The organism is Affinundibacterium flavidum (genome assembly GCF_014284175.1).
GTDB lineage: Bacteria > Pseudomonadota > Gammaproteobacteria > Burkholderiales > Burkholderiaceae_D > Undibacterium > Undibacterium flavidum.
This window is the reverse complement of sequence record NZ_JACOGA010000008.1, coordinates 75,756-101,455: the sequence shown is the minus strand read 5'-3', so window position 1 is coordinate 101,455 and position 25,700 is coordinate 75,756. Positions and strand designations below refer to the sequence as shown.

General features: G+C 46.1%; 20 protein-coding genes and 1 tRNA gene. 8 read left to right on the top strand and 13 right to left on the bottom strand.

Features of this window, described 5'->3' with window-relative positions; genetic code table 11:
- Positions 1-67: 67 nt before the first annotated feature.
- The 7 genes from H8K55_RS09835 to ggt all read right to left on the bottom strand — a co-directional run bounded on the left by H8K55_RS09835 (position 68) and on the right by ggt (position 7,598).
- The gene (locus H8K55_RS09835; RefSeq protein WP_186941926.1) at positions 68-958 is read right to left on the bottom strand and encodes a S41 family peptidase; all 891 of its coding nucleotides are present in this window, start codon (positions 956-958) and stop codon (positions 68-70) included.
- 244 nt (positions 959-1,202) lie between these two features.
- Complete coding sequence (locus H8K55_RS09830) at positions 1,203-1,463, bottom strand: hypothetical protein (RefSeq protein ID WP_186941925.1); 261 nt, start codon at positions 1,461-1,463, stop codon at positions 1,203-1,205.
- A gap of 128 nt (positions 1,464-1,591) precedes the next feature.
- A complete protein-coding gene (locus tag H8K55_RS09825) occupies positions 1,592-2,059 on the bottom strand; it encodes a hypothetical protein (RefSeq protein WP_186941924.1) in 468 nt (155 codons plus the stop codon).
- A 126-nt stretch (positions 2,060-2,185) separates the two neighbouring features.
- On the bottom strand, positions 2,186-2,965 hold the full coding sequence (locus H8K55_RS09820; protein WP_222612440.1) for a response regulator: 780 nt from the start codon (positions 2,963-2,965) through the stop codon (positions 2,186-2,188).
- 39 nt (positions 2,966-3,004) lie between these two features.
- Positions 3,005-4,711 (bottom strand): ATP-binding protein, encoded by a 1,707-nt coding sequence (locus H8K55_RS22170; protein WP_222612430.1) that lies wholly within the window; start codon positions 4,709-4,711, stop codon positions 3,005-3,007.
- Between the two features lie 131 nt (positions 4,712-4,842).
- Entirely contained in the window at positions 4,843-5,631 is a 789-nt protein-coding gene (locus H8K55_RS09810) for an oxygen-binding di-iron domain-containing protein (RefSeq protein ID WP_186941921.1), read from the bottom strand.
- Positions 5,632-5,804: 173 nt separating this feature from the next.
- Positions 5,805-7,598, bottom strand: coding sequence for a gamma-glutamyltransferase (gene ggt, locus H8K55_RS09805; RefSeq protein ID WP_186941920.1), 1,794 nt, complete (start codon positions 7,596-7,598; stop codon positions 5,805-5,807).
- Between the two features lie 256 nt (positions 7,599-7,854).
- Here ggt and H8K55_RS09800 point away from each other — a divergent pair, with 256 nt between their 5' ends.
- On the top strand, positions 7,855-10,284 hold the full coding sequence (locus H8K55_RS09800; RefSeq protein WP_186941919.1) for a GspE/PulE family protein: 2,430 nt from the start codon (positions 7,855-7,857) through the stop codon (positions 10,282-10,284).
- A gap of 121 nt (positions 10,285-10,405) precedes the next feature.
- Here the strand turns inward: H8K55_RS09800 and H8K55_RS09795 are convergent, their stop codons facing one another.
- From H8K55_RS09795 to H8K55_RS09770, 6 genes are all read right to left on the bottom strand, one after another.
- Positions 10,406-10,993 carry a 50S ribosomal protein L25/general stress protein Ctc gene (locus H8K55_RS09795; RefSeq protein ID WP_186941918.1) on the bottom strand — a complete coding sequence of 196 codons (588 nt, stop codon included), beginning with the start codon at positions 10,991-10,993 and terminating at the stop codon, positions 10,406-10,408.
- 140 nt (positions 10,994-11,133) lie between these two features.
- On the bottom strand, positions 11,134-12,090 hold the full coding sequence (locus H8K55_RS09790) for a ribose-phosphate pyrophosphokinase (RefSeq protein WP_186941917.1): 957 nt from the start codon (positions 12,088-12,090) through the stop codon (positions 11,134-11,136).
- Between the two features lie 148 nt (positions 12,091-12,238).
- A tRNA-Gln gene (locus H8K55_RS09785) sits at positions 12,239-12,315 on the bottom strand.
- Positions 12,316-12,412: 97 nt separating this feature from the next.
- Positions 12,413-13,300 (bottom strand): 4-(cytidine 5'-diphospho)-2-C-methyl-D-erythritol kinase, encoded by an 888-nt coding sequence (ispE, locus tag H8K55_RS09780; RefSeq protein WP_186941916.1) that lies wholly within the window; start codon positions 13,298-13,300, stop codon positions 12,413-12,415.
- An 82-nt stretch (positions 13,301-13,382) separates the two neighbouring features.
- Positions 13,383-14,018 (bottom strand): lipoprotein insertase outer membrane protein LolB, encoded by a 636-nt coding sequence (gene lolB / locus H8K55_RS09775; protein ID WP_186941915.1) that lies wholly within the window; start codon positions 14,016-14,018, stop codon positions 13,383-13,385.
- 38 nt (positions 14,019-14,056) lie between these two features.
- Positions 14,057-15,913 (bottom strand): tetratricopeptide repeat protein, encoded by a 1,857-nt coding sequence (locus tag H8K55_RS09770; RefSeq protein ID WP_186941914.1) that lies wholly within the window; start codon positions 15,911-15,913, stop codon positions 14,057-14,059.
- A 188-nt stretch (positions 15,914-16,101) separates the two neighbouring features.
- On the opposite strand from H8K55_RS09770, the gene mutM reads away from it, so the two are divergent.
- From mutM to H8K55_RS09735, 7 genes are all read left to right on the top strand, one after another.
- The gene (mutM, locus tag H8K55_RS09765) at positions 16,102-16,923 is read left to right on the top strand and encodes a bifunctional DNA-formamidopyrimidine glycosylase/DNA-(apurinic or apyrimidinic site) lyase (RefSeq protein WP_186941913.1); all 822 of its coding nucleotides are present in this window, start codon (positions 16,102-16,104) and stop codon (positions 16,921-16,923) included.
- A gap of 217 nt (positions 16,924-17,140) precedes the next feature.
- Positions 17,141-19,066 carry a dynamin family protein gene (locus tag H8K55_RS09760; RefSeq protein WP_186941912.1) on the top strand — a complete coding sequence of 642 codons (1,926 nt, stop codon included), beginning with the start codon at positions 17,141-17,143 and terminating at the stop codon, positions 19,064-19,066.
- 73 nt (positions 19,067-19,139) lie between these two features.
- Positions 19,140-20,252: a WD40/YVTN/BNR-like repeat-containing protein gene (locus H8K55_RS09755; protein ID WP_186941911.1), complete on the top strand. Its 1,113-nt coding sequence runs from the start codon at positions 19,140-19,142 to the stop codon at positions 20,250-20,252.
- Between the two features lie 31 nt (positions 20,253-20,283).
- Positions 20,284-21,522 carry an A/G-specific adenine glycosylase gene (gene mutY / locus H8K55_RS09750; RefSeq protein WP_186941910.1) on the top strand — a complete coding sequence of 413 codons (1,239 nt, stop codon included), beginning with the start codon at positions 20,284-20,286 and terminating at the stop codon, positions 21,520-21,522.
- A gap of 250 nt (positions 21,523-21,772) precedes the next feature.
- Positions 21,773-23,242, top strand: coding sequence for an alpha/beta hydrolase (locus tag H8K55_RS09745; protein WP_186941909.1), 1,470 nt, complete (start codon positions 21,773-21,775; stop codon positions 23,240-23,242).
- A 1-nt stretch (position 23,243) separates the two neighbouring features.
- Positions 23,244-24,077: an ABC transporter ATP-binding protein gene (locus H8K55_RS09740; protein WP_186941908.1), complete on the top strand. Its 834-nt coding sequence runs from the start codon at positions 23,244-23,246 to the stop codon at positions 24,075-24,077.
- Positions 24,074-25,237, top strand: a complete 1,164-nt coding sequence (locus tag H8K55_RS09735; RefSeq protein WP_186941907.1) for an ABC transporter permease — start codon at positions 24,074-24,076, stop codon at positions 25,235-25,237. Before H8K55_RS09740 ends, H8K55_RS09735 begins: the two co-directional genes overlap by 4 nt.
- Positions 25,238-25,700: the final 463 nt, after the last annotated feature.

Sequence of the window (25,700 nt, the reverse complement as noted above, 5' to 3'; positions counted from 1 at the left end):
ATTTTGCGTAAGCCTTAGAAAATGAAGATGAGCTCTTTATGTCAACAGATTCTGGTATTTGTGCGAACTATTTTTTTGCTTCGTCTTTATTTTCCTTGATTGAATTGAGTGAATTCAAGGCGCGTTGAACATCCGCTTTTTTACCTGGGTGCTTTTCTTTTTCCAATAAATTTTCCAATGCTTTGCGATGCGCAATCGTTAAAGCGGCATCGGCTTTGCTGAGGATATCGGGTTGTACGCCAGTTCCTTCCCAATTGGTTTTGGTAATGGGGTTAATTGAGCGTCCAAACGGAATGTTTGCCATAAAATGTGGATGAATGCGTTCAGACTCTACAGGGTGCGCGCCGCCGCCAGTGACTTCGCCAACGGTGATTGTGCGCTTTAGACTCTGTAAGGTATAGGTCAGATCTTCGGCTGCAGAAAATGTGCGTGAGCTAGTCAAGATATAAACCTGTTTATTTTTGTCATAGCGCGGACCCGCTGTATACGGGGTAGTCCAAATTTGCGTGGTCTTATTTTCAGATCGATTGTAGATGTCGTTTAGATGGGTTTCTGGTGCGGTGAAATAGCTGGCGATTAAGGCTACTGTTTGAGGTGAACCGCCACCATTTTTACGTAAATCAATAATCAAGGCATCACTGGCATTGATCAGAGTCATGGCGGCACTAATCGCATGTCCGACAATTTCAGTATTGCCAAAACCGCGTAGCTCAAAATAACCTACATTTCCAGGCAGTCTTTCGATACGTTCTACGCCAAAATTCACTGCTTGCATGAATTGACGTTCTTCGGCATCCATCTTCGATTTTTCTTCAACGCTTGGTTCACCGTTGTCGTCGGTTGCTGGGATTTCATCAGCTTCAAAACCTACACCCAGATGCTTGTCTTTCGTTTGTAGGCGCAATTGTTCGGTGAGCAATTTCGAGAATTCTTTTGCGCTACTAGGGCCTGTTAACACTTAAATCGGGAGTGCGAATGCGGAAAAACGGGCACAGGGCTAGGCGTCAAGGCGCGCCGCAGCTAATTTTAAACTACCGCACTGTAAGCGACTTGCAACAACGCCATGTGCCCGTTTTACCCATTCCCGAAGGGTTCAAGCCAAAAGGCGCGATGGACAGCGTTGTAGCTCTTGCCGAGGCACCAGCCTCGGCAGCGAACTACGCCTTGCCATCCCGCCTTTTGGCTTGAACGCATCTCCCGATTTAAGTGTTAACAGGCCCTAATTTGTCGTAGTCACCATTTTTCAAATGCTGCGCCAGCATTGCATTGACCTTCGTTGCTACCTCAGGAAAGACATATTTCTTGGACATACTTTTCTGTAGATTTTGTATCACCATGGTTCGATCACTGGCATTGAGCGTCAAATCGTTTTTTGCATCTGCCACTTGAGCCATAACAGAATTTGGTACGAGGTATACGGCGCTGGCAACCAGCAGTAGTTGTATGGAGCGAGACAAATACATATTTTTCCTTTAATTGTGATTGCAGACGAAGGCAATTTTCGCCACGCCAAGTTTGACGATCTCAGATCTGACATAGCGAAAAATGACATGCCACAATAAAATTGTTTCAGACGGCTTAATCAGAGGGCTTAAGATTTGTGTAGAGAAATTTGATGGACATCCAAAATCATCTTGCCATCACGTTTTACACAGGTGCCGCCATAGTAGGTTGACTTATTCGGCTGCCAGCTCGCGCTAGCCCCGACACTTTTGTTTTTGCAAGCTTGATGAACTTCATCAGGGATGACAATTTCTGGTGGTTCTGGCGGCTCAGGTGGCTCAGGCAAATCTGCAATAGAAGGCAGATCTGGTAGCGGTGGAGGTGGCGGTGGAAGCGGTGCCATAGGTGATGGTAGTGCGGGTGGCGCAGGCGGCGCAGGTGGAATTGGGGGCGGTAATAATTTTGCACAGGATTTCTTTGTCGAGTTTTGTGTGCATTTAACACTGACGACTTTACTGTGGATGCCGTTCAAGTCTATGTCAATATTCGATTGCGCTAAGCTCAATCCTGTTGCGCCAAGAGTTGCCAGCAAAACAGTTAAGGCGATAGGTTTCATTATTTCTCCTGATTGATTACTTGGTTCACTTAGTTAGCATGGTTAGCTTGCCAACGAATTCATGATGCCGTGTAATTGTGGAGAAATAATGAGCAACGAATGTTAAAAATTAGATGTCGAATATTGTTAGTTAGATAGTTTCGTCGCTGATGTCTCAATATCTTTAAAACTGTCGAAACCATCAAAGCGATAACCCAGTCCATAAATTGCATGAATAGGATTGCAATCAGGTAGTACTTGATTGATTTTTTTACGCAGGTTCTTGATATGACTATCGATCGCCCGGTCGGTCACGTCCAAATTATCTTGCACAACAAAATCAAGTAATTGCGAGCGTGAAAATACTTGTCCCGGATGTTCAATAAAATGACGCAGTAAAACAAATTCGCTGCGAGTCAATTCGAGTGCTTGCTGATGTACGTAAATTTTGAATCCCTCTACATCAACTTGGGCACTGACTTTGCTGTGATTGATTGGCTTATGTGTTGAACTATCTGCTGAACTAAGCGTTGCCTCATCTACCTGGGCTACATTTTGACTACGACGTAAAATCACCTTGATGCGCGCCATCAATTCGCGCGGACTAAAGGGTTTGCATAAGTAATCATCCGCACCGATTTCCAGACCAAGCAGGCGGTCAATTTCTTCCACTTTGGCTGTCACCATGATGATAGGTACTTGAGAAAATTCACGCACTGCCCGACACAAACTAATGCCATCTAATCCGGGTAGCATCAGATCGAGCACGATCAGGTCAGGAGCTTGACGCTGTATGTGCTCTAGCGCTATGCGGCCGTTAGCTATGATTTGGGGCTGATAACCGGAGGCTGTTGCATAGTCTGCAATCAAGGATGCCAGATCGGGTTCGTCTTCGATGATGAGAATGTCAGTCGGTGTGTGTGTCATTGCCATAAATAGACGGTCATTGTGATGGGAAATATAAAATCAATTTGCAGTGCGATTGAAAACGATGGTGATTGCTAAGCCGCCCAATGTGGATGGCGCAAAACTGATACTGGCTTGATGTGCTTCCAAAATACGGCGACATAAAGCGAGTCCCAAACCCGAGCCGCCGAAAGCGCGATTGCGTGAATTGTCGACGCGAAAGAAGCGTTCACCCAATCTCTGTAATGCATCGGCAGGCACTGCTGGCGAGCTATCTTCCCACAATAATGCTAATTGTTGTCCTTGCTGGTATAGGCTGATGCGAATGTGTCCGCCAGCATCGGTATAGCGTAATGAGTTTTCAAATAAATTATGCAAAACCTGACGCAGGCGCTCACTGTCGCCATGGATGTCGCTTGCATGAATGTGAGATATCAGATCGAGTTGCAACTGCAGATTGGCGGCGAGAATTTTTTCATGAAAATTATCTGCTTCTTCCTGAATTAAAGTTGCTAGTGCGATTGTTTGCATTTGGTATTCCAAAGCGCCAACGTCGGCTTTGGAAAGTGCATATAGTTCATCAATTAATTTGTTCAGCGATAGAACCTGACGCAACATCAAGGCGATGTTTTCAGGGGTGGCACTGCGTATGCCGTCTTGCAGTGCTTCCAATTGCGCGCGTAAGACAGAAATCGGTGTACGTAATTCATGTGACGTATCCGCTACCCATTGACGTCGGCTCTGTTCCGCTTGCGCGAGTTTTTCTGCCAGTTGATTAAAACTTTGCGCCAGCTCGCCTAGTTCATCACTGCGTTGTGTATTTAAACGCGTATCAAAATGGCCGTCCGCTAAAGCACGTGCGCCGTCGACCAAACGATGAATAGGTCGGCGGAAATGCAAGGCTAACAGTAATGATGCCAATGCACTTAGGCTGATACTGATGACGATAATAATCGCGATGGTATCGGCTTGCTCCTGTAGAAAATCTTTTGACATTGCATCACTCGGTACACGCGATTTTTGTACCTTCAAATACCCAATGATTTTGCCTTGGTGAATTAGTGGGCGCTGGCCACTTGGACTTTGATCCGGTACTCGTCCTGCTAAATATTGTTGGGCAGTATTGATTAAGCTGATACGGCTATTCAAGCTCTGAAATTCTGGTTCAACTTCAGTCTCACCAGCAAGATCAGGCTCGGGAGGGAGATCGATACTGGATGGCGCTGCCGGTAGTTCCAAGGGCGGCGGTGGTGGTAGCGGAGGTGGAGGCGGCAGTGGCGGTAATATCGATTTCTTGGCGACGCTTGATTCAGTTACCGCTGCAGCTTTTGCGGGGCTTGCCGGTGCGGAAGGCGTGGCGGGTGCGGCCGGGGCAACGGGTGCAGCGATGACCACTCGTGCAATTTTTTCAATCGGGTGCTCTTGACTGGAGAGCTGTGGATTTGTCTTGATTTGATATAGTCGAAGTAACTCTTGATTGATCCAACTTTGTTTTTTCTGTGTATCTTTCGGTAAGAAAGACCAATCCCCATGTTGCGCGTACTGTTCTTGTATGGCGTCGCCAACTTCTTGTAATCTATCCAGTTCAATCTTAAGCGCATAGTCGGCAAAACTATTACTGACTTTTTCACGCATCAAAAATAGTGCGGCGGCGACTATCGTGATCAGCGATAGCAGCACGGCAAAAAATAGACGCCAACCGATAGAAATTTTCACCTTGCGATTCCGACGGATAAAGATCGCAGTGTAGAGTTTTGAGCTGCTCACGCCAAGCGCTTTATTAACCAGGAATGAGATTTGTGGTGCGTTTGAGGTTTATTTTGCGTTCACAGCGCTTCGCACACAATGTCTCCATGATTGTGTGGCATAGCTTACTGCAGCGTTGTTGAGTTTGGTAATTAGCCTAAGAGCGGGCGAAAGCGATAATGCTCTTGCGTGAATAAATCTATACCGCATTGCAGGTTTTCTATCCAATCCAAGAAGCAAGCGATTGCCTCGCCTTGCATATAGCGTCCATGTTGTGGCACTAGCATGTCGATATCCATCTGGCGCACCATATTCACCCAAAAGCGACATACTTTATTTGAAACCATATAGCGTTTGTGAAAGCTGCTCATGGTGTGGAGTTGATCGTAGAATTCGGCCTTGGTCGTGATTGGTGTACTGATGCTTTTTGCGTCAACCAGTGAGGCGCCCATATCTCCAGAGAATAAAATCTTCGAGGTGCTGTCGTAAAATTGGAAGTTGCCTTCTGCATGTAAGAAGTGGGCGGGAATCGCATACAGCGTTGAGCCCAGCATGGGAATCGGCAACCCTTCATCTGGAATACCAATAATGCGTCCATCGGCTCGGTTCAGATTGCAAAAATGCGGCACAAAGCGCGACCACAATTGCGATACATATAAATGGCAATCTGTGCTGTATAACCATTTGTCGAGCGCACCGATAATGTCGGGGTCCTGATGTGAAGCGAATAGGAATGCCAGATTTTTCTTGGGCAGGTATTTCTGCATTGCCAGCGTCAATGCGTTGTAGGTAATGTTGCCTGACGGGTCGATCAGGGCACCCTGATCATGTGAAACGATCAGGAACTGATTGGCTTGCACGGCTTCTTCACTGCTGTCAGTCACCAGATCATTGAACATGATGCAACGATGTTTGCCATTACTAAATAGTTCAATTGCCACACAGACTCCCGTTATAGGTCACTAAAAACTTATTTTAGGTCAAGCAATAAAAGGAAATTTGATGTGGATTAAGTTTTTGCTGCTAATGCACAAAATAGGCGCAAACATCACAGATGAAAAAGCCCGGATGAATGATCCGGGCTATCGCGTGTGTGGATCTTGATTTTCTTAGGCTAGTAGCCGAGTGCGCGACCATCTGGATTACGTGGATCGGCAAAGGCTTCAAAGCCTTCTGGTGTGATTTTAATCGTTTGGGTTCTACCCATAGAAGGACCAAGCTTGAATTGATGACCTTTCTGTTTTAGTAGTTCCAGCGTATCGACATTGAAGCCGCGCTCCAGACGTATCATATCCGGCTCCCACTGGTGGTGTATGCGCGGTGTGATCGTCGCTTCCGCGGCATTGAGTTGATGGTCAATCACGTTCAAAATAATTTGTAGTGTGGTGGTGATGATCCGGCTACCGCCCGGACTGCCGGTGACGAGGAAAGGCTTCCCATCTTTCAATACCATGGTCGGTGTCATCGAACTAAGTGGGCGTTTCTTGGCCGCGACGGCATTGGCTGCGCCGCCGATTAATCCAAATGCATTTGGTACGCCAGCTTTGACCGAGAAATCATCCATTTCATTGTTCAATGTGATACCGGTACCGGTCGCAACGATGCCGCTGCCGAATAACAGATTTAAGGTATAGGTGGTCGCGACGACATTGCCAAATTTGTCGACCACGGAGTAGTGCGTGGTTTGGTCGCTCTCATAAGGCACGGGCTTACCTGGTTTGATTTGCGCGGATGGTGTGGCACGATTTGGATCAATTTTTCTCACCAATTCATCCGCATATTTCTTAGAGGTTAAACCAGCGACTGGCACTTTCACAAAATCAGGGTCGCCCAAATACTCAGCGCGATCTGCGTAGGCTAACTTCATCACTTCCGTCATGTTATGAATCGTCTGTGCGCTATTTACCCCGAGCTTGGCGAGTGGGAAGTGTTCCAACATATTCAGCATTTGGATGATGTGTACACCGCCGGAGCTTGGTGGCGGCATCGATACGACTTGGTATCCGCGATAGTTGCCGGTGACCGCAGTGCGCTCAACAGCCTGATAATTTTTCATATCTTCAGTGCTAATCAGACCACCGTGATTTTTCATTTCAGCGACGATTTTTTGTGCGATTGCGCCTTCATAAAACGCCTTCGGCCCTTGTTCAGCAATCAAGCGTAAAGACTGTGCCAGGTCTTTCTGTACGAGTTTTTCACCTGCCCGCAAAGGGCGCTCGCCGCTGAAAAAAATCGCTCGGCTAGAAGCCCATTTGCCGAGTTGATTCCGACTTGCTTCTAGTAATTGCGCCAAATACGGTGTGACTTCAACGCCTTGCTCAGCTAGTTTGATAGACGGTGCAATCAAGTCTTTCAATGACATCGTGCCGTATTTTCGTAAAGCTAAGTCTAAACCTGCAACTGTGCCGGGTACGCCTACCGCTAGGTGCGTTGAGGTTGAGCGGCGCGGAACGATCTCACCATTCGCGTCTAAAAACATATCGCGATGTGCCAAAGCAGGTGCTAGCTCACGAAAATCCAAAGCGATGTCTTTCCCACTCTTAGCATCATGGATCAGCATAAAACCACCGCCGCCAATGTTGCCAGCATGTGGTAACACCACAGCTAACGCAAAGCCAACCGCCACGGCGGCATCGACCGCATTGCCACCACGCTTTAAGACATCCAGCCCAACTTGGCTGGCCAATCCTTGTTCACTTGATACAACGCCATTCTTGGCACGCACTGGGCTGAGAATATCGTAACTGGTGTCATATTGAATCTGTGCGCCAGTGCCTTGTGCAAGACTGAGCGGTGAATATGCAATTTGTGAAACAGTGAAGACGGTCGTGATTAGAGCGAGATGGACTTTTTTGAATGAAAACACAGCGAGCTTCCTTATTCGAGGCAAGTTTGACCAGAAGCACATTAGGTACACATCAGGTCAAGCTTTTTGTAAAAATTTTTACTTTGCAGAAACTTGATTGTCGCTAACTATGCGACATAAGTCGAGACTTGATTCCGACTTGTGACTCAGGTGAACATCAGATTCATTCAATGCTTACAAACATTTCCTTCTGCTAACTTGCTTTTTTTATCTATCGACATTGGTATTTTCCCTTTTGGAAACTACAATTAGTCTCATGTCGCATCGTTGTTACATGTTCTTTTTGAAAGAAAATGCTATGAATAACGTAACGCAAGCACAGGCGTCTGGCGCCACTTTCCCCAATGTCAGCAGGGCACTTGCTCTTTACGGTGTTGAGGTCAAACAATTAGCCACCCAATATCCGCGCATTGTGACGATCATTGACAGTACCTGGGGCAGTATCGATTGTTTGCATTACTTAGATAGCCTTTTGTTTTCTGAACGACCCGGCAGACAGGGTTTTCCTACCGATGTCTTAGATGAAATTGTTTTTATTAAAAACATTTTTGAATTTAGTCATCCTCAGTTCGCGGTTAACCGTAACGACCCGATTAGCAAAAATAAAATTGAAGAGATACGTGGGCACATACAAGAAATTGTGAGTGGTGTGGACAAGGAGGTTGAGGTCGCTGGATTTTCTGAAATTCAAGGCAAGTTAAAAGAACGCGTTTTCAATGAAAAGAAGCATCAGCACGAAGTCGATTCACATCAGACTTTACGCAACAATGTCTCTATGATGGAAAACAATGCTTATCCGAAAGGCGCCAAGCGGGAATTGCTAGGCCAGTATTTCGTGGAGAATGGCATTCTGAGTGACACAGCACTCGCTGAAGCACTTAATTTGCAAAGTAAGTTGCGCACCAGGCATTTGTTAGGCGAGATATTAATCGCGGATCACAGCATCAATGAGGCTCAGCTAAATTGGGCGCTCAGTCGGCAACGCGGAATTCCTATTGTCGATGTTTCGAACCTGGAAATTTCACCAGAAGCGGTACGCTTGATCCCACTCAAGATCGCTCACGCGAAACACGCGATGCCGATTACGATATTTGATAATCGTATCGTGGTGGCGGTCGAAAATCCCTTTGATTCTGAGGTGCAGCGCTACTTTTCATTTTTGTCTGGATATCGTGCCATCCTTGTGTATTCTAGTAACGAGCAGATCAATGCCGCGCTGAGTAGCTACACCGAATCGAAGCGCGGAGTCGTGAATCATACTGAACTGAATGGTGCAAAAAAAGACAATCGTGCCGCCAGCAATGGTGCGACGATGCCGAGCGAATTGAATGGTAGAAAACAAAAAACCGAAGGGCTCAATGGAATCGAAAGGCCAGATTTATCGGCTTATGCCGACAATCAATCAGAAGATGATGATTTGGATGAGCAAAATGATGATTTTTCGACTCAGGCAAGTGAAAGTCCATTGCTGAAAAAAATCGATGAGAACGACGAAACTGTTATAGGCCTCATTAATAAAACGATTAATGATGCAGTACGTTTTGGTGCTTCTGATATTCATTTTGAAGCATTTCCGCGCACTAGAAATTCGCAAATTCGTTTTCGTAAAGATGGCAAATTAGAGGTCAGTGCGACCTATCCAATTAACTTCCATCCTGCTGTGGTGTCGCGTATCAAGATTATGGCCTCATTGGATATTTCTGAAAAAAGAAAAGCTCAGGATGGCAAGATCACCTTTGGTTATGCGAATAAGAAACTTGATCTCAGAGTGTCGAGTATTCCCACCTCGAATGCATTGGAGGTGGTCACCGTCAGGATACTTGGCGCTGGAAAACCATTACCCCTTTCAAAAATTGGCATGCATCCAGATTCACTGGAGAAATTTAAGCTGCAGATCAATAAGCCGCACGGTTTGATCTTGGTATGTGGTCCGACGGGCAGCGGTAAAACCACAACGCTGCATTCGGTCTTGCGCGAATTAAATAGCAGTGACAAGAAGATCTGGACGGCTGAAGATCCGGTCGAGATCGTACAAAAAAATATTTCGCAAGTGCAGGTCTTGCCTAAGATAGGATGGACTTTTGCAAAGGCCTTACGTTCATTCTTGAGGGCCGATCCAGATGTCATCATGGTCGGTGAAATTCGGGATTCAGAGACAGCAAAAGTAGCGGTGGAAGCGTCAATGACTGGACATCTGGTGCTTTCAACTTTGCATACTAATTCTGCGTCAGAAACCTTGATGCGTATGATGGATTTGGAAGTGGCGGCATTTAATCTGGCGGATGCGACACAGGCGATCTTATCGCAACGATTGGCGCGGCGCGTATGCACTGAATGTGCAGAGCGTTTTGAATTCACACCTGACGATCTGGAGCAATTGGTCAATGAATATACGCTGAATACGGTGGAGAAATCTTTGAGCAAGCAAGAACGGCAAAAGATGATAACCCGCTGGCAATCAGAGTTTGGCGACAATGCGCATATCTATGGTCGTCGTGGTCTAGGATGTGCCGCTTGCCATGGCACTGGCTATAAAGGTCGTATGGGTATTCATGAGTTATTGGTGATGAGTGCCGAGACCCGGCGCTTAATTACCTCTGGTGCCAGCAGTTCAGAGATTTTTAAATTAGCGGTGAAAGAGGGAATGAAGACTTTGCGACAAGATGCGATTGAAAAAGTCTTGCAAGGCACTACCGATTTAGCGGAAATTCGTATGGTTTGTATTTGAAGAAATACCGCGAATGACTGCCCTGAAATTGGGCAAAAAAAAAGCCACCTGCGAGGGTGGCTTTTCAATTTAAGAGCTAGAAACTAAGAACTAGAAACTAGTCTCTTAAACTATATTGCAATTATTTTGCATCAGCTTCTGCAGAAGTTGCGCCAGCTGGTTTAATAGCGATAGCAACAGTTGCGTCATCACCGTGTACTACAGCAGAAACGCCTTTTGGCAATTTCAATGCAGATACGTGTACGGATTGACCAGCTTCAACTTTAGACAAGTCAACTTCGATGAATTCTGGCAAGTCTGCTGGCAAGCATTCTACGTCGAGTTCAACAGCAACGTGGCTGATTACTGCAGCAGACAATTTCACCGCTGGAGAAACTTCAGCGTTGATGAAGTGCAAAGGTACTTTAACGTGGATCTTTTTGTTTGCATCGACGCGTTGGAAATCAGCGTGCAATACCAATTGTTTAAACGCGTGCATCTGGAAATCGCGCAACAATACTTTTTCAACTTTACCATCAACATCCATGTCGAGAATGGAAGAGTGGAAAACTTCTTTTTTCAATGCATGGAACAATGCATTGTGATCCAATGAGATGCTCACTGCTGGCTCTGTACCACCGTAGATGATGCCTGGTGTTTGACCAGCATTACGCAGGCGGCGGCTCGCTCCGGTGCCCTGTTCTTTACGTGCAAATGCGACTACTTTCATTTTAATACTCCAAATTAAGCCGAGTCTTTTGAGAAACCCGGCGTTGACTTTCCCGCGACCAGGAAAGTGAAAAATGCTTGCGAATATCGAAATACTCGCAAGCCGAAAACTTTATCTTTGTTCCAATAACTGTACTGAAATTAATCAGAGAACAAAGAAATAACTGACTCACCTTTAGTAATGCGGCGGAAAGTCTCAGCCAGCAAACTATCGCAAGACAATTGACGAATCTTAGTGCAAGCCTGTGCCGCAGCCGATAAAGGAATAGTATCTGTCACTACCAACTCATCGAGCGGGGAATTGTTGATACGATCAATCGCCGGGCCAGACAAGACCGCGTGCGTACAGTAAGCCAATACTTTTTTCGCACCGCGTTCTTTTAATACTTCTGCAGCTTTCGTCAAAGTACCTGCTGTATCGACCATGTCATCCATGATTACGCAGTTACGGCCTTCAACTTCACCAATAATATTCATTACTTCGGAAACATTGGCTTTTGGACGGCGCTTATCAATAATCGCCAAATCGCAACCCAGGCGTTTTGCCAAAGCACGGGCACGTACCACACCACCAACGTCAGGAGAAACGACTAATAAGTCATCGTAGTTCTTCGCCACCAGATCACCCAACAAAATCGGTGATGCGTAAATATTGTCTACTGGAATATCAAAGAAGCCCTGAATTTGATCTGCATGCAGATCCATAATCAAGACACGGCCAACACCCGCTTCTTCCAACATATTTGCCACTACTTTGGCAGAAATCGCCACACGAGCAGAGCGTGGACGGCGATCTTGACGCGCATAACCAAAGTAAGGAATCGCTGCAGTGATGCGGCCAGCTGAGGCGCGCTTCAGAGCGTCGACCATCAACATAATTTCCATTAAATTGTCATTTGTCGGCGCACAAGTCGATTGCAACACGAAAACATCTTTACCGCGGACGTTTTCATTGATTTCGACCATCACCTCGCCGTCAGAAAACTTGGAAACGTCTGCCTTACCGAGGCGAATACCAAGTTGCTTTGCAACACCTGCAGCTAAAGCAGGATTGGCATTACCGGTAAAGACCATCATGTTGTCGAGAGCGTGTGCCATGAGATCACCTAAGGGAATAAAAAAGCCAAGCAAGACAGAAATTACAGCATTACGTTTAGAATTCTTGTTGTAATGATTACTGAAAATACTGCCGTAAAAAACCGAAAAGCCGCCGCATCATTTTGTATGCGGCGGCTTGGGAATTATATGGCAGGGGAAGAAGGATTCGAACCTTCGCATGCCGGAATCAAAATCCGGTGCCTTAACCAGCTTGGCGATTCCCCTACACAACTTTTTATCAATTGCTTATTTCTTTTGATAATCAGCGAAGCCGCTATTTTATCTTGAAATCAGCAATCAACCAAATTTTTTGTGATGCAAGCTATAAATTAACTTCTAAATTTATAGGATGTTGTTGTAAGGCTTTAGCAATCCATGATGTCCAGTGATGTGGTACTTGCTCAGCTACTTTTTTTGCTGCTTCTTCACTTGGAAAAGCGCAAAAAACACAAGAACCAGATCCCGTCATCTTGGCATCATCCTGATTTATTTCATGTTGCTTGAGCCAGTTAATAGCGTTTGCAATTTCAGGATGTAAAGCACAAGCAACAGCTTGCAGATCATTTTTCCATTCAACTTTCGCTGCATTGGAAAAGTCCGTTATTCTGACGGGCTTCGTGTCTCTTGTCAACTCCTCGGCTGAAAAAATTGTGGGAGTGGGGACGTGCACGCCTGGTTCTATCACAACAAACCACTGCTCTGGCGTCGTGATCGCCTGCATTTGCTCGCCTATGCCTTCGACAAAAGCATTTTGCCCAAAGATAAAGAAGGGCACATCCGCACCTAGTTGTAAGCCTAGTTGCATCACTTGCTGCTTATTTAAATGGCACTGCCAGAGATGATTCAGCGCCATCAAAGTCGTTGCCGCATCGGATGAGCCACCGCCAACTCCACCGCCCATGGGCAATTGTTTGTGCAAGTGAATATCAGCACCCAAGGAAATTTTGCAATGTTGCTGCAACAGGCGCGCGGCCCTGATGACTAAATCGGATTGCTCCGGTACCCCTGTAATAGTGTTGATGCGACGAATAGCACCATCTTCGCGCACTTGAAAATCTAAATGATCGCATCGATCGATTAGCTGAAAAACACTTTGTAGTAAGTGATAGCCGTCTTCACGACGACCTGTAATATGTAAGAATAAATTTAACTTAGCTGGCGCAGGGCAGCTAGTGAGTTTGGTAGCAGTGATATTGGTTGGCGCGTTCATTTGGTCGATATGCTTGATGCTGGAGGGGAATTATTGCAACTCTTTATCGTCACATTTTATTATCACTTTTTATCGCCGCTCATTATTGCCACTCTTCAATCACAATACGAATTTTCATTTCGCCTACTTGCTCGGTGTTTTTATATAAATCGATACGTTTCGGATGAATAATCCCTGCATCAGCTTGCCAGCTAACAAAATCTAATTGCCAGCCTTGTGATTGCAGGCGATAGTAATCGCTTGCAGGCAAAGCGATTGCTTGTCCATTCGCCGCCAAGTCAAATCCTTGCAGCCAGGCTTTTAATCCGCTCACAGGAATTGTCCAGCCCAAATTTTCTATCAATAAAGATTCAATATTCGCCGCGACTTTAGGTTCTTGCTTTGCTTGTTCTAAGCGCGCTCCCGATGCATTTTCTTGAATGGTCGCGATGGTTTGACCTAGTGGCGAACTCAAGGTGATGTGTAAGTCTTGTGGCGTTTGTTGCCAATCAAAGCCCACGATCACGGTTTGTGGCTGATCATTTTGCTGATATTGAATGGAAATACGACCTTGCAGTTGAACTTGTGGCTGCAAGCTTCGGCTTTGATTTTGTTGAGCGGAATTTAAGGCCTTGGTCGTGCTGCATGCGCCTAGCAGCGCGCCAAATGACAGCAACAATAATACTTTCAAAGCAGTGATGAACTTTGTTGATGCTTGGTACAGTGCTAGGTGAGTCATGCTTTTCCGAAAAAATGGAGGAAGATCAAAGGACGTGATTATGGCAGCGTCAGTGCCAATCTTTGCAAAGTATTTTTCAACAAAACATTTTGCGGATCTTTTTTATTCGCGTCGGCGAATAAGCGCATCGCTTCATCTTTCTTATCTTGAACCCATAAAATTTCGGCTAAATGAATCGACACATCAGCATCTTGTCGCATGCTCAGTGATTGGCGCAGAAATTTCTCCGCTTCGCTATAGCTCTTCAATCGAAATTTCACCCAGCCTAAACTGTCTAGAATGTAGGGGTCATTTGGATTAAGTTGATTAGCAATTTCTAACAGCGATAAGGCATCATTTAAATTGACGTTTCTATCTGCATACGAATATCCTAAAGCGTTATAGGCTAGAGCATTATTCGGCGCAATCTGAATCAATTGCTTGAGCGCCATTTCCATTTCGGGATAATACTTCAGAGATTCTGACAGCATCGCAAAGTCATATAGCAGATCGGGACTTCCAGGTAATTCACCGAGCGCCATCTGTAGTAAGACAAAGGCTTCGGTTGTTTGCCCGGCATCACGCATAATTTGCGCTTCAGTTTGTAACAGCAAGGCTTGTTCACTGTCCTTGGAAGTACTGATCGTTTGTAAAAATTGACGTGCCTCGCGAGACTTGCCGTCACTGGCTAACAGCAAAGCTCGGCGCATTTGTATATTGAACCAGACTGGATTTGGCTCGTCTTTATCGTTGATCTTGTTGATCTTATTTATTTTGCTAAGCCATAGGTCGGCTTTTTGCTTGTCTTTGCGCTGTAGGGCGATTTGTGCGAGGCTGATATACGCAGAGCTGCTGTCTTCGTTGACGCTGATTTTGTCTATCATCTCTTTGAAATAATTTTCTGCTGTATCGAGTTGCCCCATCTCCATCTCTATACTGCCCAAGGTATAGAGTACTTGCGTGCGTGGCATAGCGACCTTCTCAGGGCTTTGCAAAAAGCTTAGAAATTCTACTTTCGCCTGACTGAGCTGCTTGCTTTCTAGCAGCATTGTTGCGTATGCCAGATGAACTTCTTTTGCTTGTGGATAGCGTTTTAAGAAGTCGGCGACCAGCGTAAATGCTGCATTTTTCTCTGAAGCATGTGCCAGAGTCAAGATGCCCAATTCTGAACTGGGCTCTATCGCTAAAGCCGCCTGCGCTTCTTGTTGTGCTCTGCCAGAGTCGCCACTACGGTAGGCGGCGCGTGACAGTGCGATATGACCGGCGAGTGATTCTTTGTCCTTCACTAATATTTTTTCTAAGCTTTGTAAGGCGGCTTTCTTGTCGCCAGTGCGGTTCAAAGTTATTTGTGCTTGGTGGATGAGTCCGTTTCTTTCCTCCCCTGAACTTTGTTCCAGAAGCTTTAGGAAGAACTGTTCAATCCCCGTGTAATCGCTCTTGATGACCAACAGGCTTAGATAGTATTGCTCCGCTTCAGGCGTACCCGGCGCGAGTTCGCGCCATAAACGAACTGCTGCCAGAGATTCATCGACTTGTTGTGCGGACATCGCAATTTCCGCCGCACGCTTGGCTAGTCGCGGATCACGGGTTTGTTGTGCCAATCCCATGATGGTAATAAACGGACTCTGCCACTCGCCACGCTGCAACGCGATATCCGAGGCAGTTAATTTGTAGAGTATGTCTTTGCTTAGGCCTGATTCGTTTTGGTTGCTATCGGCTTTGGTCGGCGACGTAGCCTGCTGAGTTTGTGCTTTGGTAGGTTTAGCAGGTTTGGTGGGCTTGACGGGTTTAGTAAGGGGTATTTGCTCATTCGCAGTTTGTGCCCATGCCGAATTGCTGGCGATACCGAATAAACCAAGGCAGAGTGTAGATACGAGAATATGGATGTGACGAAGCTGAGGTGGATTTTTTTTCATGCGCAAGAGGTAATCAGTAAGGGAAATGCAAAGTCTGGGTACAATACTTTGTGTTAGTTGAAATGATTTTACGCTGAAATCTTGTCTTGGCGGGGGCAAGGCAGTCGGTGTTTTGTGTCAACTTGTATTTAACTTGTAATTGTCTTGTAACGAAACCCTGCTTTTGATGCTAATTTAGAGAGTGATTTATGCCGGAATTGCCGGAAGTAGAAGTAACCCGATTGGGCATTCATCCCTATATTGAGGGGCGCAAAGTAACTGGGCTCATATTGCGTCGGGATGGATTGCGCTGGCCATTCCCAGCGAATTTGCAGCAGTTAATTGTGGGTCAAACAGTGGTATCGACCGGACGTCGCGGTAAGTATTTGCTATTGCACTTCAGTCATGGATCTTTGCTTATTCATTTAGGCATGTCGGGAAACCTAAGAATCATGCCGCCCCATACACCGGCACAAAAACATGATCACGTGGATATTGTGCTCGGAGATCAAATGCTCAGACTGACTGATCCGCGTCGATTTGGTGCGGTTTTGTGGCACGACCATGCCGACGGCGCCTTGGAAGAGCACCTCTTATTAAGAAAGCTAGGCGTAGAACCACTCAGCGATCGATTTACTGATGACCTGATGTTTCAGCAAACCAGGCAACGCTCAGCGCCGATCAAACAAGTCTTGCTGGCAGGAGATGTGGTTGTTGGCGTCGGCAATATTTACGCCTGTGAGAGTCTGTTTAGAGCAGGCATTAATCCGAAAATCGCAGCAGATCGTATCAGCCGCAAGCGTTATCAGGTATTAAGTGTTGCGATTCGGCAGATTCTGGCAGAAGCAATCAAACAGGGTGGCAGCACCTTGAAAGATTTTGTTGGCGCTGATGGTAAAACGGGGTATTTTCAACAATCTTATTTTGTCTACGACCGAGCGGGAGAAGCTTGCCGAGTTTGTCAAGGGACAATTAGACACATAACACAAGGCCAACGTAGTAGCTTTTATTGTGTAAATTGTCAAAAATGAGCCAGAATGTCATATTGTTGAGTTTCTTAAGAAGAATAAAGGCGAAGCTCGGCTGCGCAGTATAAAAATTAGGGCTTACGCAAAATTGCGTTAGCTAGGCGTGGAGCCGAAGACAGTATGATTGCTTGGCCTGCCCCTGCGAAGGCAGGGGGCGAAGCGAGCATAACGACGCCAACGTCTGTTTTGCGTAAATCCTAAGAATAATTTTGAGGATACTATGAGTAATTTGGTTCAGAATTTTGAAGAATACAGCGGCTGGCGCAAAGGCGTCGCCCAGGCGATAGAGCAATATCGCGCCTGGATTGCTGGTTCTGATTTCGCTGACGGTATTCTTGATCAACGCATTATGCGTCTGAAAGAGCGGCTGATAGACGATAAGTTGACTATTGCCTTTGTCGCCGAATTTTCGCGCGGCAAGTCGGAATTAATTAATGCGATTTTCTTTGCGGATTATGGGCAAAGAATTCTGCCATCCGCCGCTGGTCGCACCACCATGTGTCCGACCGAACTTTTGTATGACGAGGGCATGCCGCCTTGTATACGCTTGTTACCGATAGAAACTCGCAGCGAAACTCTTAGTACGACTGAATATAAAGGCAATCAACATATTTGGACGGTGTTGCCGTTAGACACCAAGTCTGGTGACGGTATGCTCGAAGCTTTTAAGCAAGTGAGTTTGACCAAGAAGGTGAGTAAAGAAGTCGCCAAGTCCTATGGCTTGTATGACGAATCAGATCCGGATGCAGCTTTGGAAGTCGATGAAAATGGTTTGGTCGAAATTTCGCAATGGCGTCATGCAATCGTCAATTTTCCTCATCCCCTATTAAAGCAAGGCTTAATCATTGTCGATACGCCGGGTTTAAACGCGATTGGTACTGAGCCTGAATTGACCTTAAATCTGATCCCAAATGCGCACGCGGTTTTATTTATTCTGGCGGCCGATACGGGTGTGACGAAGAGCGATGTCGAAGTCTGGCGCGATCATATCGGCAGCGGCCCGGGTCGTATGGTGGTGTTAAATAAAATCGATAGTATGTGGGATGAGTTGCGTACGCCGGAAGAAATCGAAACGCAAATTCAAAATCAAATCACTTCCGTCGCGCACACCTTGAGCCTGGAAGAAAAACAAGTTTTCCCGATTTCTGCGCAAAAAGGCTTGGTTGCAAAAATCAATAAAGACGCGCCTTTGCTGGCCAAGAGCCGTTTGCCGAAATTGGAATATGCCTTATCGAACGAATTGATTCCTTCCAAAAAGAACATCATCCGCGCGCAATTAGCGAGTGATATTCAAGAAATCACCGATGGTCAATATGCGGTGATTAATGCACGTGGTCGTGGTGTCAATGAGCAACTGCACGAATTACAAAGCCTGCGTGGTAAGAATCAAAATGTGATTGAACACATGATGAAACGCGTCACGCTTGAGAAGCAAGAATTTGATGCCAGTTTGATGAAAATGCAGGGCACCCGTTCAGTCTTTACGCGTTTGTCGACCGAGGTGTACACCACCTTGGGTATGGATATTTTGAAAGAAGAAATTAAGACTGCCCGTGAAGAAATGGAGTCGAGTAAATTTTCTTTGGGCTTGAAAGAGGCGATTAAAAATTTCTTCACGCAGGTCAAACAAAACCTGCAAGCATCCAATCGTAAGACCGACGAAATATCCGAAATGATGGCGATCATGTACCGTAAATTTTCAACCGAACATGGTTTGGCATTGACGGCGCCTATGCCATTTTCCTTGAATAAATACATGCAAGAGATTGAGGCAATCGAGTCAGTTTTTCATCGTCAATTTAGTGCGATTACTTTGTTGACGACAGAGAAAAAAGTCTTGATACAAAAGTTTTTTGATTCAATTTCGGCACGCGTTAAACAAAGTTTTTCACAGGCGAATCGCGATGTTGAAGCTTGGCAAAAAGTCGTTATGGCGCCGATTGAAGCGCAGATACGTGAACATAAGAATCAGTTAAAAAATCGTATGCAGTCAATTCAAAGAATTCATGTAGCGACTGATAGTTTGGAAGAGAAAATCGCCAGCTTTGAAGCAATGATGAAGGAAGTCGAAGCGCAGAAAAAATCTTTAGAAAGCTTACGTAATAATATACATAAGGCGCTGGCTGCAGATACTAGTACCAGCTAAATCTTAAATTGATAAACCTAAACGCTGATAGAAATCTTTATCAGCGTTTTTCTATTTTAAAAGAAGAAAAACGATGAACAAATTTAACCCTGCGACATTGCTGCAAGCACTCCCTAAAACTTTACTATGTACGATCTTGGCTTGTGGTTTGTCATTCACTGCATCAGCACAAGATGCATGGAAAAAAATTGACGCAGGAATCAGTGTTGAGCTGCGAGGCCTGTCTGTCGTTAACCGCAATGTGGCGTGGGCCAGCGGTGCTAAAGGTACCGTGATTCGTACTGTGGACGGCGAGAATTGGGAAAATGTTTCCATCAGTGCCAAATTGCCAGAAACTAGTGTTTTAGATTTTCGTGATATCCAAGGCTTTGATAAATTTACTGCGATTGCGATGAGTGCCGGTCCGGGTAAGGCATCGACGATTTACAAGACGATCGATGGCGGCACACATTGGGAATTAATGACCGTGAACGGTGAAGCTACGGGCTTTTGGGATGCGATTGATTTTTGGGATGCGCAAAATGGCGTGATTCTTGGCGATCCTGTGAATGGGCAATTTCAAGTATTGATTACGCATGATGGCGGTAAGACTTGGAAAAATTCTGCACAAGATTTAAGTCAATTGGGCGCTCTGGCGAATGAAGGTGCATTTGCGGCGAGTGGCACTTGCATTTCTGTGAGTGGCAAAAAAGATGTGTGGTTTGCGACTGGCGGTGCAGAAAAAACGCGCGTATTCCATTCGGCGGATCGTGGCATGACGTGGACTTTTGCAGAAACAGCGATTGCCGCTGGTGTGCCGCCGAAAGGTTTGTTCTCCGTCGCTTTTTCGGATACGCAATATGGATTTGCTGTTGGTGGTGATTATCAAAAGGCCAAAGCAGAAGGCTTGAATGCGGTTGTCAGCCAAGATGGCGGTAAGACTTGGGCTGCATCACCTGCATTACCAGTGGGATTTTTATCTGTAGTCATTGCGGTACCAGGGCAGGAAAAAACTTTTGTAGTGGGTGGTTTAGCCGGCTCGGGTGTGACGAAAGATGGCGGTAAGTCGTGGGAAGTCTTAGGTGAGACGCCATTGAATGCGATAGGTTTTGCCGATGCACTGCATGGCTGGGCAGTCGGACCTAAAGGTCTTGTGATGAAATATGCAGGTAAACGTCTGGTCAGCAATCTGAGTTCAGCTAAATAAATACATAAAGCGCAGATTGCCTGAGCAAAAAATGAAGAAGAAAAGTGTAGAAGTACCCAATCAAGGCAGGCAAGGCAGCCAACACCGTCAACGCAGTTCTGCAAGCGATTCGGTTTATTACGATCCGAGTTTTTCCGCAGCATTGATTGGCTGGCAGCAACAGCATGGGCGTCATAGTTTGCCTTGGCAAAATACTGGGGACGCTTACAAAGTTTGGTTGTCTGAAATTATGCTGCAGCAGACGCAAGTCACCGCGGTGATTCCTTACTATCAGCGCTTCTTGGAAAAATTTCCTACTGTACAGACCTTAGCCGCAGCGCCAGTGGAAGAGGTCATGGCCTCGTGGGCTGGCTTGGGGTATTACACGCGCGCCCGTAATTTGCATCAGTGTGCAAAGAGGGTGGTGGATGAGTATCAGGGAATTTTCCCTAGCGATCCCAAGTTGCTGCAAGAGTTGCCGGGTATCGGACGTTCAACGGCAGCGGCGGTGGCCGCATTTTCCTATGGCAGCGTGGCGGCGATTTTGGATGGCAATGTCAAACGTGTATTTGCACGGGTATTCGGTGTAGAAGCCTATCCCGGAGTGAAAGCGGTCGAAGATGATTTATGGTTGCGCGCGGAGGCTCTGTTACCTACCAAGGATATTGGCGCCTATACCCAAGGTCTGATGGATTTAGGTGCCACGCTTTGTACACGTAGTAAGCCAGATTGCCCGCGTTGCCCATTTCAAAACCGATGTATCGCTCATGCGCAAGGGCGCACAGCAGAGCTGCCGATACGCAAACCAAAAATTCAACAAAAAGAAAAGCACACGGTCATGCTTTTGCTTGAGCATGCGGGTGAAGTCTTGTTGGAGCAAAGGCCGATGACTGGTATCTGGGGTGGCTTGGTGTCATTACCAGAATTAGATGGCATGCGAGAGGGAAATCACTTGAGTGCCCATGGAATTGATGTATTGATTTCTGACGCTTCTGATACTGTTCCTGGCTCTACTCCTGGCACCGATAGCGCATCGTCAGAGCGAGACTATATGCTTAGCTTTGTGAGCAGTTTTGGTGAATCAGTGGCAGCTCGTGCTTTCGCTTCCTTTGACCATGTGTTCACCCATTTCAGATTGCATGTGCATGTGATTCACTTCAGTCTTTCTCAACGTCACGCCATGCTGGGTGAAACACGATATGCGTGGACGCCGATGACGCAGATAGAACAGTTAGCATTGCCTGCACCGGTAAAGTCCTTATTGCTTTCGCACTACCAGTCTCTTATTTGAGTCGTGTATTGACGCGTGTTTTGAATCAAGTATTGAGTAACGTATTGAGTCAAGTCGCTCCACGCCGAAGCCATACAAAAAGTCATCTCCATTTTCGTCCTGCCTGATTCGTGTTTCATCACGAATCAGGGGATTTCATCACATCAGTGTTTACTTCAAATCCTGATCAGGCGACACTTGCGGCATCGATTTCTTATCAATGATTAGTATGGAAAGAACCTAATGAAAGGAGTTCATTTTGATTGATTCTATGACTACCAAAACCGCCTTAGCCCGTTTGTTTGGGGTGACAATATTGAGCCTTCCGCTGTGGGCACAGGCACAGACCAAGCCTTGTCGTATCGATAGTTTTCCGCAGGAGGTGAAGTGCGGACAAGTTCAGCGACCGCTTGATCCCGCCAACCCCGATGGCAAGAAGATAGCCGTGCATTACGTAGTTTTGCCTTCGCAAGACAGGAATAAATTACCCGATGCCGTGTTTTTGCTGGCGGGCGGCCCAGGGCAAAGCGCAGTCGCGGCTGCGAGCTTTGGTGAAACTGTGTTAGGTAAACTCAATCGACGTCGGGATCTGGTGTTTGTTGATCAGCGCGGCACTGGTAAGAGCGCACCTTTGCGTTGTCCCGAATTAGAAGAGAGTAATAAGATTCTCGATAAAGAAGCGACACTTAAAATAATCCAGAGCTGTCAGCAAAATTTGCAAAAACTACCTTATGGTGATTTGCAATTTTTTAGTACCAGTATCGCCGTACAGGATTTAGAAGCAGTTCGACTGGCGCAAAATTATGGTCCGATTAACTTGGTGGGCGCTTCGTATGGTACACGGGTTGGTTTGGAATTCTTACGTCAATTTCCACAGTCTGTGCGCCGCCTTGTGATTGATGGCGTGGTGCCACCCGATTTGAGCTTACTCGCTTCGGATGCAAAACCGGCCTTAGAAGGGATTTTTGCTGATTGCCTAAAAAATGCACGCTGTAATACAGCGTATCCAGATTTGGCGGGAAGCTGGAAGCGCTTGCTAGCGAGCACACCACGTCAGTTTAGCTTTACGCATCCACGTCTTGGAAATAGTATGAGTGCGCAAATTGGTCGTGATGATTTGATCGGTATGGTGTTTAAAGGTCTTTATTCACCGACCACTACGGCAGTATTGCCTTATGCAATCACGCAGGCAGAAAAAGGTAAGCTCGATCCTTTGCTGACTATGAGTGGTAGCTTTAATCAAGCTGGTCCTGGTGGCCTGGTAATGGGTATGCATTACTCAGTCTGGTGCGGCGAGGCGTATGCCAATCCGCGCGCTGCAGCAGGTAAAGGCGACGAGTTCACCGAAGTAATGGGTAATATGTATGACAAAATTTGTGCAAGCTGGCCACGAGCACAAATTCCTAAAGAGTTTTTCACGACACCAAATACCAAGTCGCCCGTGCTCTTGTTAAGTGGTGGCATTGATCCTGTGACACCGACCCGCAATGGTGAGCAAATCGCCAAAGCCTTGGGGAGCAAGGCGCGTCATATCAGCATCGAGAATGCTGGCCATGGCTTGTTGATGCAAGGCTGCGTACGTGAAGTGGTAGATAAATTCCTTGCCGCGAAAACCGATGACGAGGCATTAAAAGTTGATGCAAGTTGCGTTCGTCAAATCCCACGCCCTTTGGTCTGGCTTCCTCCTGTACTTGGTACGGATAATGCCGCTGTTAGCGAAGTCAAGAAAGCAGGAGAATAAAATGATTATTGTTGAAGATCTGCATAAAGAATTCGTCAAATTAGGTAAGCCGAAATTTGGTATCGGCAAGCGTAGTAGCGAAAAAGTGAAGGCCGTGAACGGGGTCAGTTTCACCGCGCAAGACGGTGCGATTTTGGGTTTGCTAGGAGCCAATGGCGCGGGTAAAACGACCAGTTTGCGTATGGTTGCTTCCATGTTGAAAATGGATAGCGGCATGATCAAGATTGATGATGTGCAAGTGAAAGAAGGGCAGACCGCAGCACAGGCTAGATTAGGTATTTTATCTGATGCACGCGGTTTGTATCCACGCTTAACCGCCCGTGAAAATATTCAATATTACGGTAAGTTACACGGCATGGATAAAGGCGCGATCGAGCAACGTACCGATCAATTGGCACATTGGTTAGAAATTCACAATTTACTTGATCGCCGCACGGAAGGATTCAGTCAGGGGGAGCGCATGAAAATTGCCTTAGCACGTGCCTTGATTCACGATCCTAAGAATATTATTTTGGATGAACCGACCAATGGCTTAGATGTGGTTGCGACACGCGCGCTACGTGAGTTTTTACGCTGGCTCAGAAGCGCAGAAGGTGGCGGTAAGTGCATCGTATTTTCTACCCATATCATGCAAGAAGTGGAGCGTCTGTGCGATACCGTTGTGATTGTTGCGCAGGGTAAGACCGTTGCCAAAGGTACTGTCACTGAATTAATGCAGCAGGCGCAGGAGCACGATTTTGAAGATGCTTTTGTGAAGCTGGCATTTCTGGACCAAGCCCCTGCATCCTCTACTTCTAATGGCCAGTCAACTTTGAATCAAGGGAGTCTCGCATGAGAGAAATATTCGCAATTTATTGGAAAGAAATCTCAGATGCGATGCGTGATCGCCGCACTTTGATGATGGTCTTGGCGAGTTCATTATTACTCGTGCCTATGTTGTTGTTTGTGTTTTCGACCGTGATGTCGCAGGTTGAGTCGCAGGCAGTTGATCGTAGCGTGATGGCGGTGAACATGAAAGATGCGCCAGGCCTGGAAAATTACATTCTGCGCCAAGGCTATCAAATCAAGCAAGCGCCTGTGGACTATGAAGAAAAATCTCGCAGTAAAGAATTAATCAAACCCGTCTTATTGATTCCAGCACATTTTGAAGACGATGTCGCTCAACTCAAGCGTGTCGAGTTGGAGATCGCCTATGATACTTCAAACCGTCAAGCAGAAATGGGCCTTAATCCTTTACGACGCTTGTTGAATGGTTATGTGCAAGAACGTAGTGGTTTGAATTTGATGATGCGTGGTGTGTCCGCAGAATTGCTGCAGGCGGTCGTGGTTAAAGAGCGTCACATCAGCCGGCCAGATGAGCGACGCGTGACAATTACCGGCATGTTGCCTATGGTCTTGATTATGGCCATCGTGATGGGCGGAATGTTTGCAGCGATTGATAGTACAGCGGGCGAACGTGAGCGTGGCTCACTTGAACCTTTGATGATGAATCCGGTATCAGGCTTGCAATTGGCTATCGGCAAAACGGCGGCAGTGGCAACGGTGAGTATCTTGATCGTGGTGTTGACCGTCAGTAGTTTCTTTCCCGCACAATCGGTGATTGCCAATGAAGCCTTACGAGCTGAATTTCAGTTCGGTGTGAAAGATGCTTTAGCTTTTTTATTGGTGCTTGTGCCATTAGCAGCTGCACTGTCTTCTTTGCAGGTCGCTTTGTCATTAACCTGCAAGACTTTTAAGGAAGCAAATGTCAGAAATCAGCTATTGAGTTTGACAGTCTCGTTCTTGCCGTTGTTTTTTATTTTAAATCCGGGCAAAGAACCAGCTTGGTTAGGATGGGTACCAGTGATGGCGCAGACGCAGATGATGAATCAAGTGCTCAAAGGTGAATTAGTGGGTGCGAATTCGATTGGTATCGCGTTGTTGGTTTCTTGCGTAATCGTGAGTGGTAGTTTGTTATTCGTATCACGCAAAATGCGGGATGTGGTGATGGAGTAAACTTTCGAGTGCATATTGAAGTGCATATTGAGTTAAATACCGAAGTGAACTGCAATTTCAACTGACAACGACTCGATTCAACCCGTCGTTGTCAGCCTGAATCCGCAAGATTTGTCAAACATCCCCCGCACTCAATTTTTGCCTGAAAAACGCTCGTTTTGATCAGGAAGTGGGGGCGCATTTAAGTCAAAAGACTGATAACAAGCTACACAGCTTATGATTCGGTTAGATCTGTGCAGACTAGCGTCACCCAGATACAGTCTAGATGACTTTTTCTATCATTTCTTATCACAGTATTCCAGCATGTAGTGTTTCTGCATCTGAATGAGCAGATAATAATTGCAATTTTTCTCAATCGCGTATTGTCCGTATAGAATGTGCTTAGCAAGTGCTTCATTCATAGGGTAATGGAGCACTGCTTCTGTAGTTTTGAAGAGGTAATCACGTGATTTTGAAAGTGTGG

What these genes read in the sequence shown, in the direction of transcription:
- H8K55_RS09800 (WP_186941919.1), top strand. Translation starts at nt 7,855, where the DNA reads ATGAATAACGTAACGCAAGCACAGGCGTCTGGCGCCACTTTCCCCAAT.
- H8K55_RS09735 (WP_186941907.1), top strand. Translation starts at nt 24,074, where the DNA reads ATGAGAGAAATATTCGCAATTTATTGGAAAGAAATCTCAGATGCGATG.
- ispE (WP_186941916.1), bottom strand. Translation starts at nt 13,300, where the DNA reads ATGAACGCGCCAACCAATATCACTGCTACCAAACTCACTAGCTGCCCT.
- H8K55_RS09760 (WP_186941912.1), top strand. Translation starts at nt 17,141, where the DNA reads ATGAGTAATTTGGTTCAGAATTTTGAAGAATACAGCGGCTGGCGCAAA.
- H8K55_RS09795 (WP_186941918.1), bottom strand. Translation starts at nt 10,993, where the DNA reads ATGAAAGTAGTCGCATTTGCACGTAAAGAACAGGGCACCGGAGCGAGC.
- H8K55_RS09745 (WP_186941909.1), top strand. Translation starts at nt 21,773, where the DNA reads ATGACTACCAAAACCGCCTTAGCCCGTTTGTTTGGGGTGACAATATTG.
- mutY (WP_186941910.1), top strand. Translation starts at nt 20,284, where the DNA reads ATGAAGAAGAAAAGTGTAGAAGTACCCAATCAAGGCAGGCAAGGCAGC.
- H8K55_RS09770 (WP_186941914.1), bottom strand. Translation starts at nt 15,913, where the DNA reads ATGAAAAAAAATCCACCTCAGCTTCGTCACATCCATATTCTCGTATCT.
- H8K55_RS09755 (WP_186941911.1), top strand. Translation starts at nt 19,140, where the DNA reads ATGAACAAATTTAACCCTGCGACATTGCTGCAAGCACTCCCTAAAACT.
- H8K55_RS09820 (WP_222612440.1), bottom strand. Translation starts at nt 2,965, where the DNA reads ATGACACACACACCGACTGACATTCTCATCATCGAAGACGAACCCGAT.
- H8K55_RS09740 (WP_186941908.1), top strand. Translation starts at nt 23,244, where the DNA reads ATGATTATTGTTGAAGATCTGCATAAAGAATTCGTCAAATTAGGTAAG.
- H8K55_RS09825 (WP_186941924.1), bottom strand. Translation starts at nt 2,059, where the DNA reads ATGAAACCTATCGCCTTAACTGTTTTGCTGGCAACTCTTGGCGCAACA.
- lolB (WP_186941915.1), bottom strand. Translation starts at nt 14,018, where the DNA reads ATGACTCACCTAGCACTGTACCAAGCATCAACAAAGTTCATCACTGCT.
- H8K55_RS09790 (WP_186941917.1), bottom strand. Translation starts at nt 12,090, where the DNA reads ATGGCACACGCTCTCGACAACATGATGGTCTTTACCGGTAATGCCAAT.
- mutM (WP_186941913.1), top strand. Translation starts at nt 16,102, where the DNA reads ATGCCGGAATTGCCGGAAGTAGAAGTAACCCGATTGGGCATTCATCCC.
- ggt (WP_186941920.1), bottom strand. Translation starts at nt 7,598, where the DNA reads ATGTGCTTCTGGTCAAACTTGCCTCGAATAAGGAAGCTCGCTGTGTTT.
- H8K55_RS09830 (WP_186941925.1), bottom strand. Translation starts at nt 1,463, where the DNA reads ATGTATTTGTCTCGCTCCATACAACTACTGCTGGTTGCCAGCGCCGTA.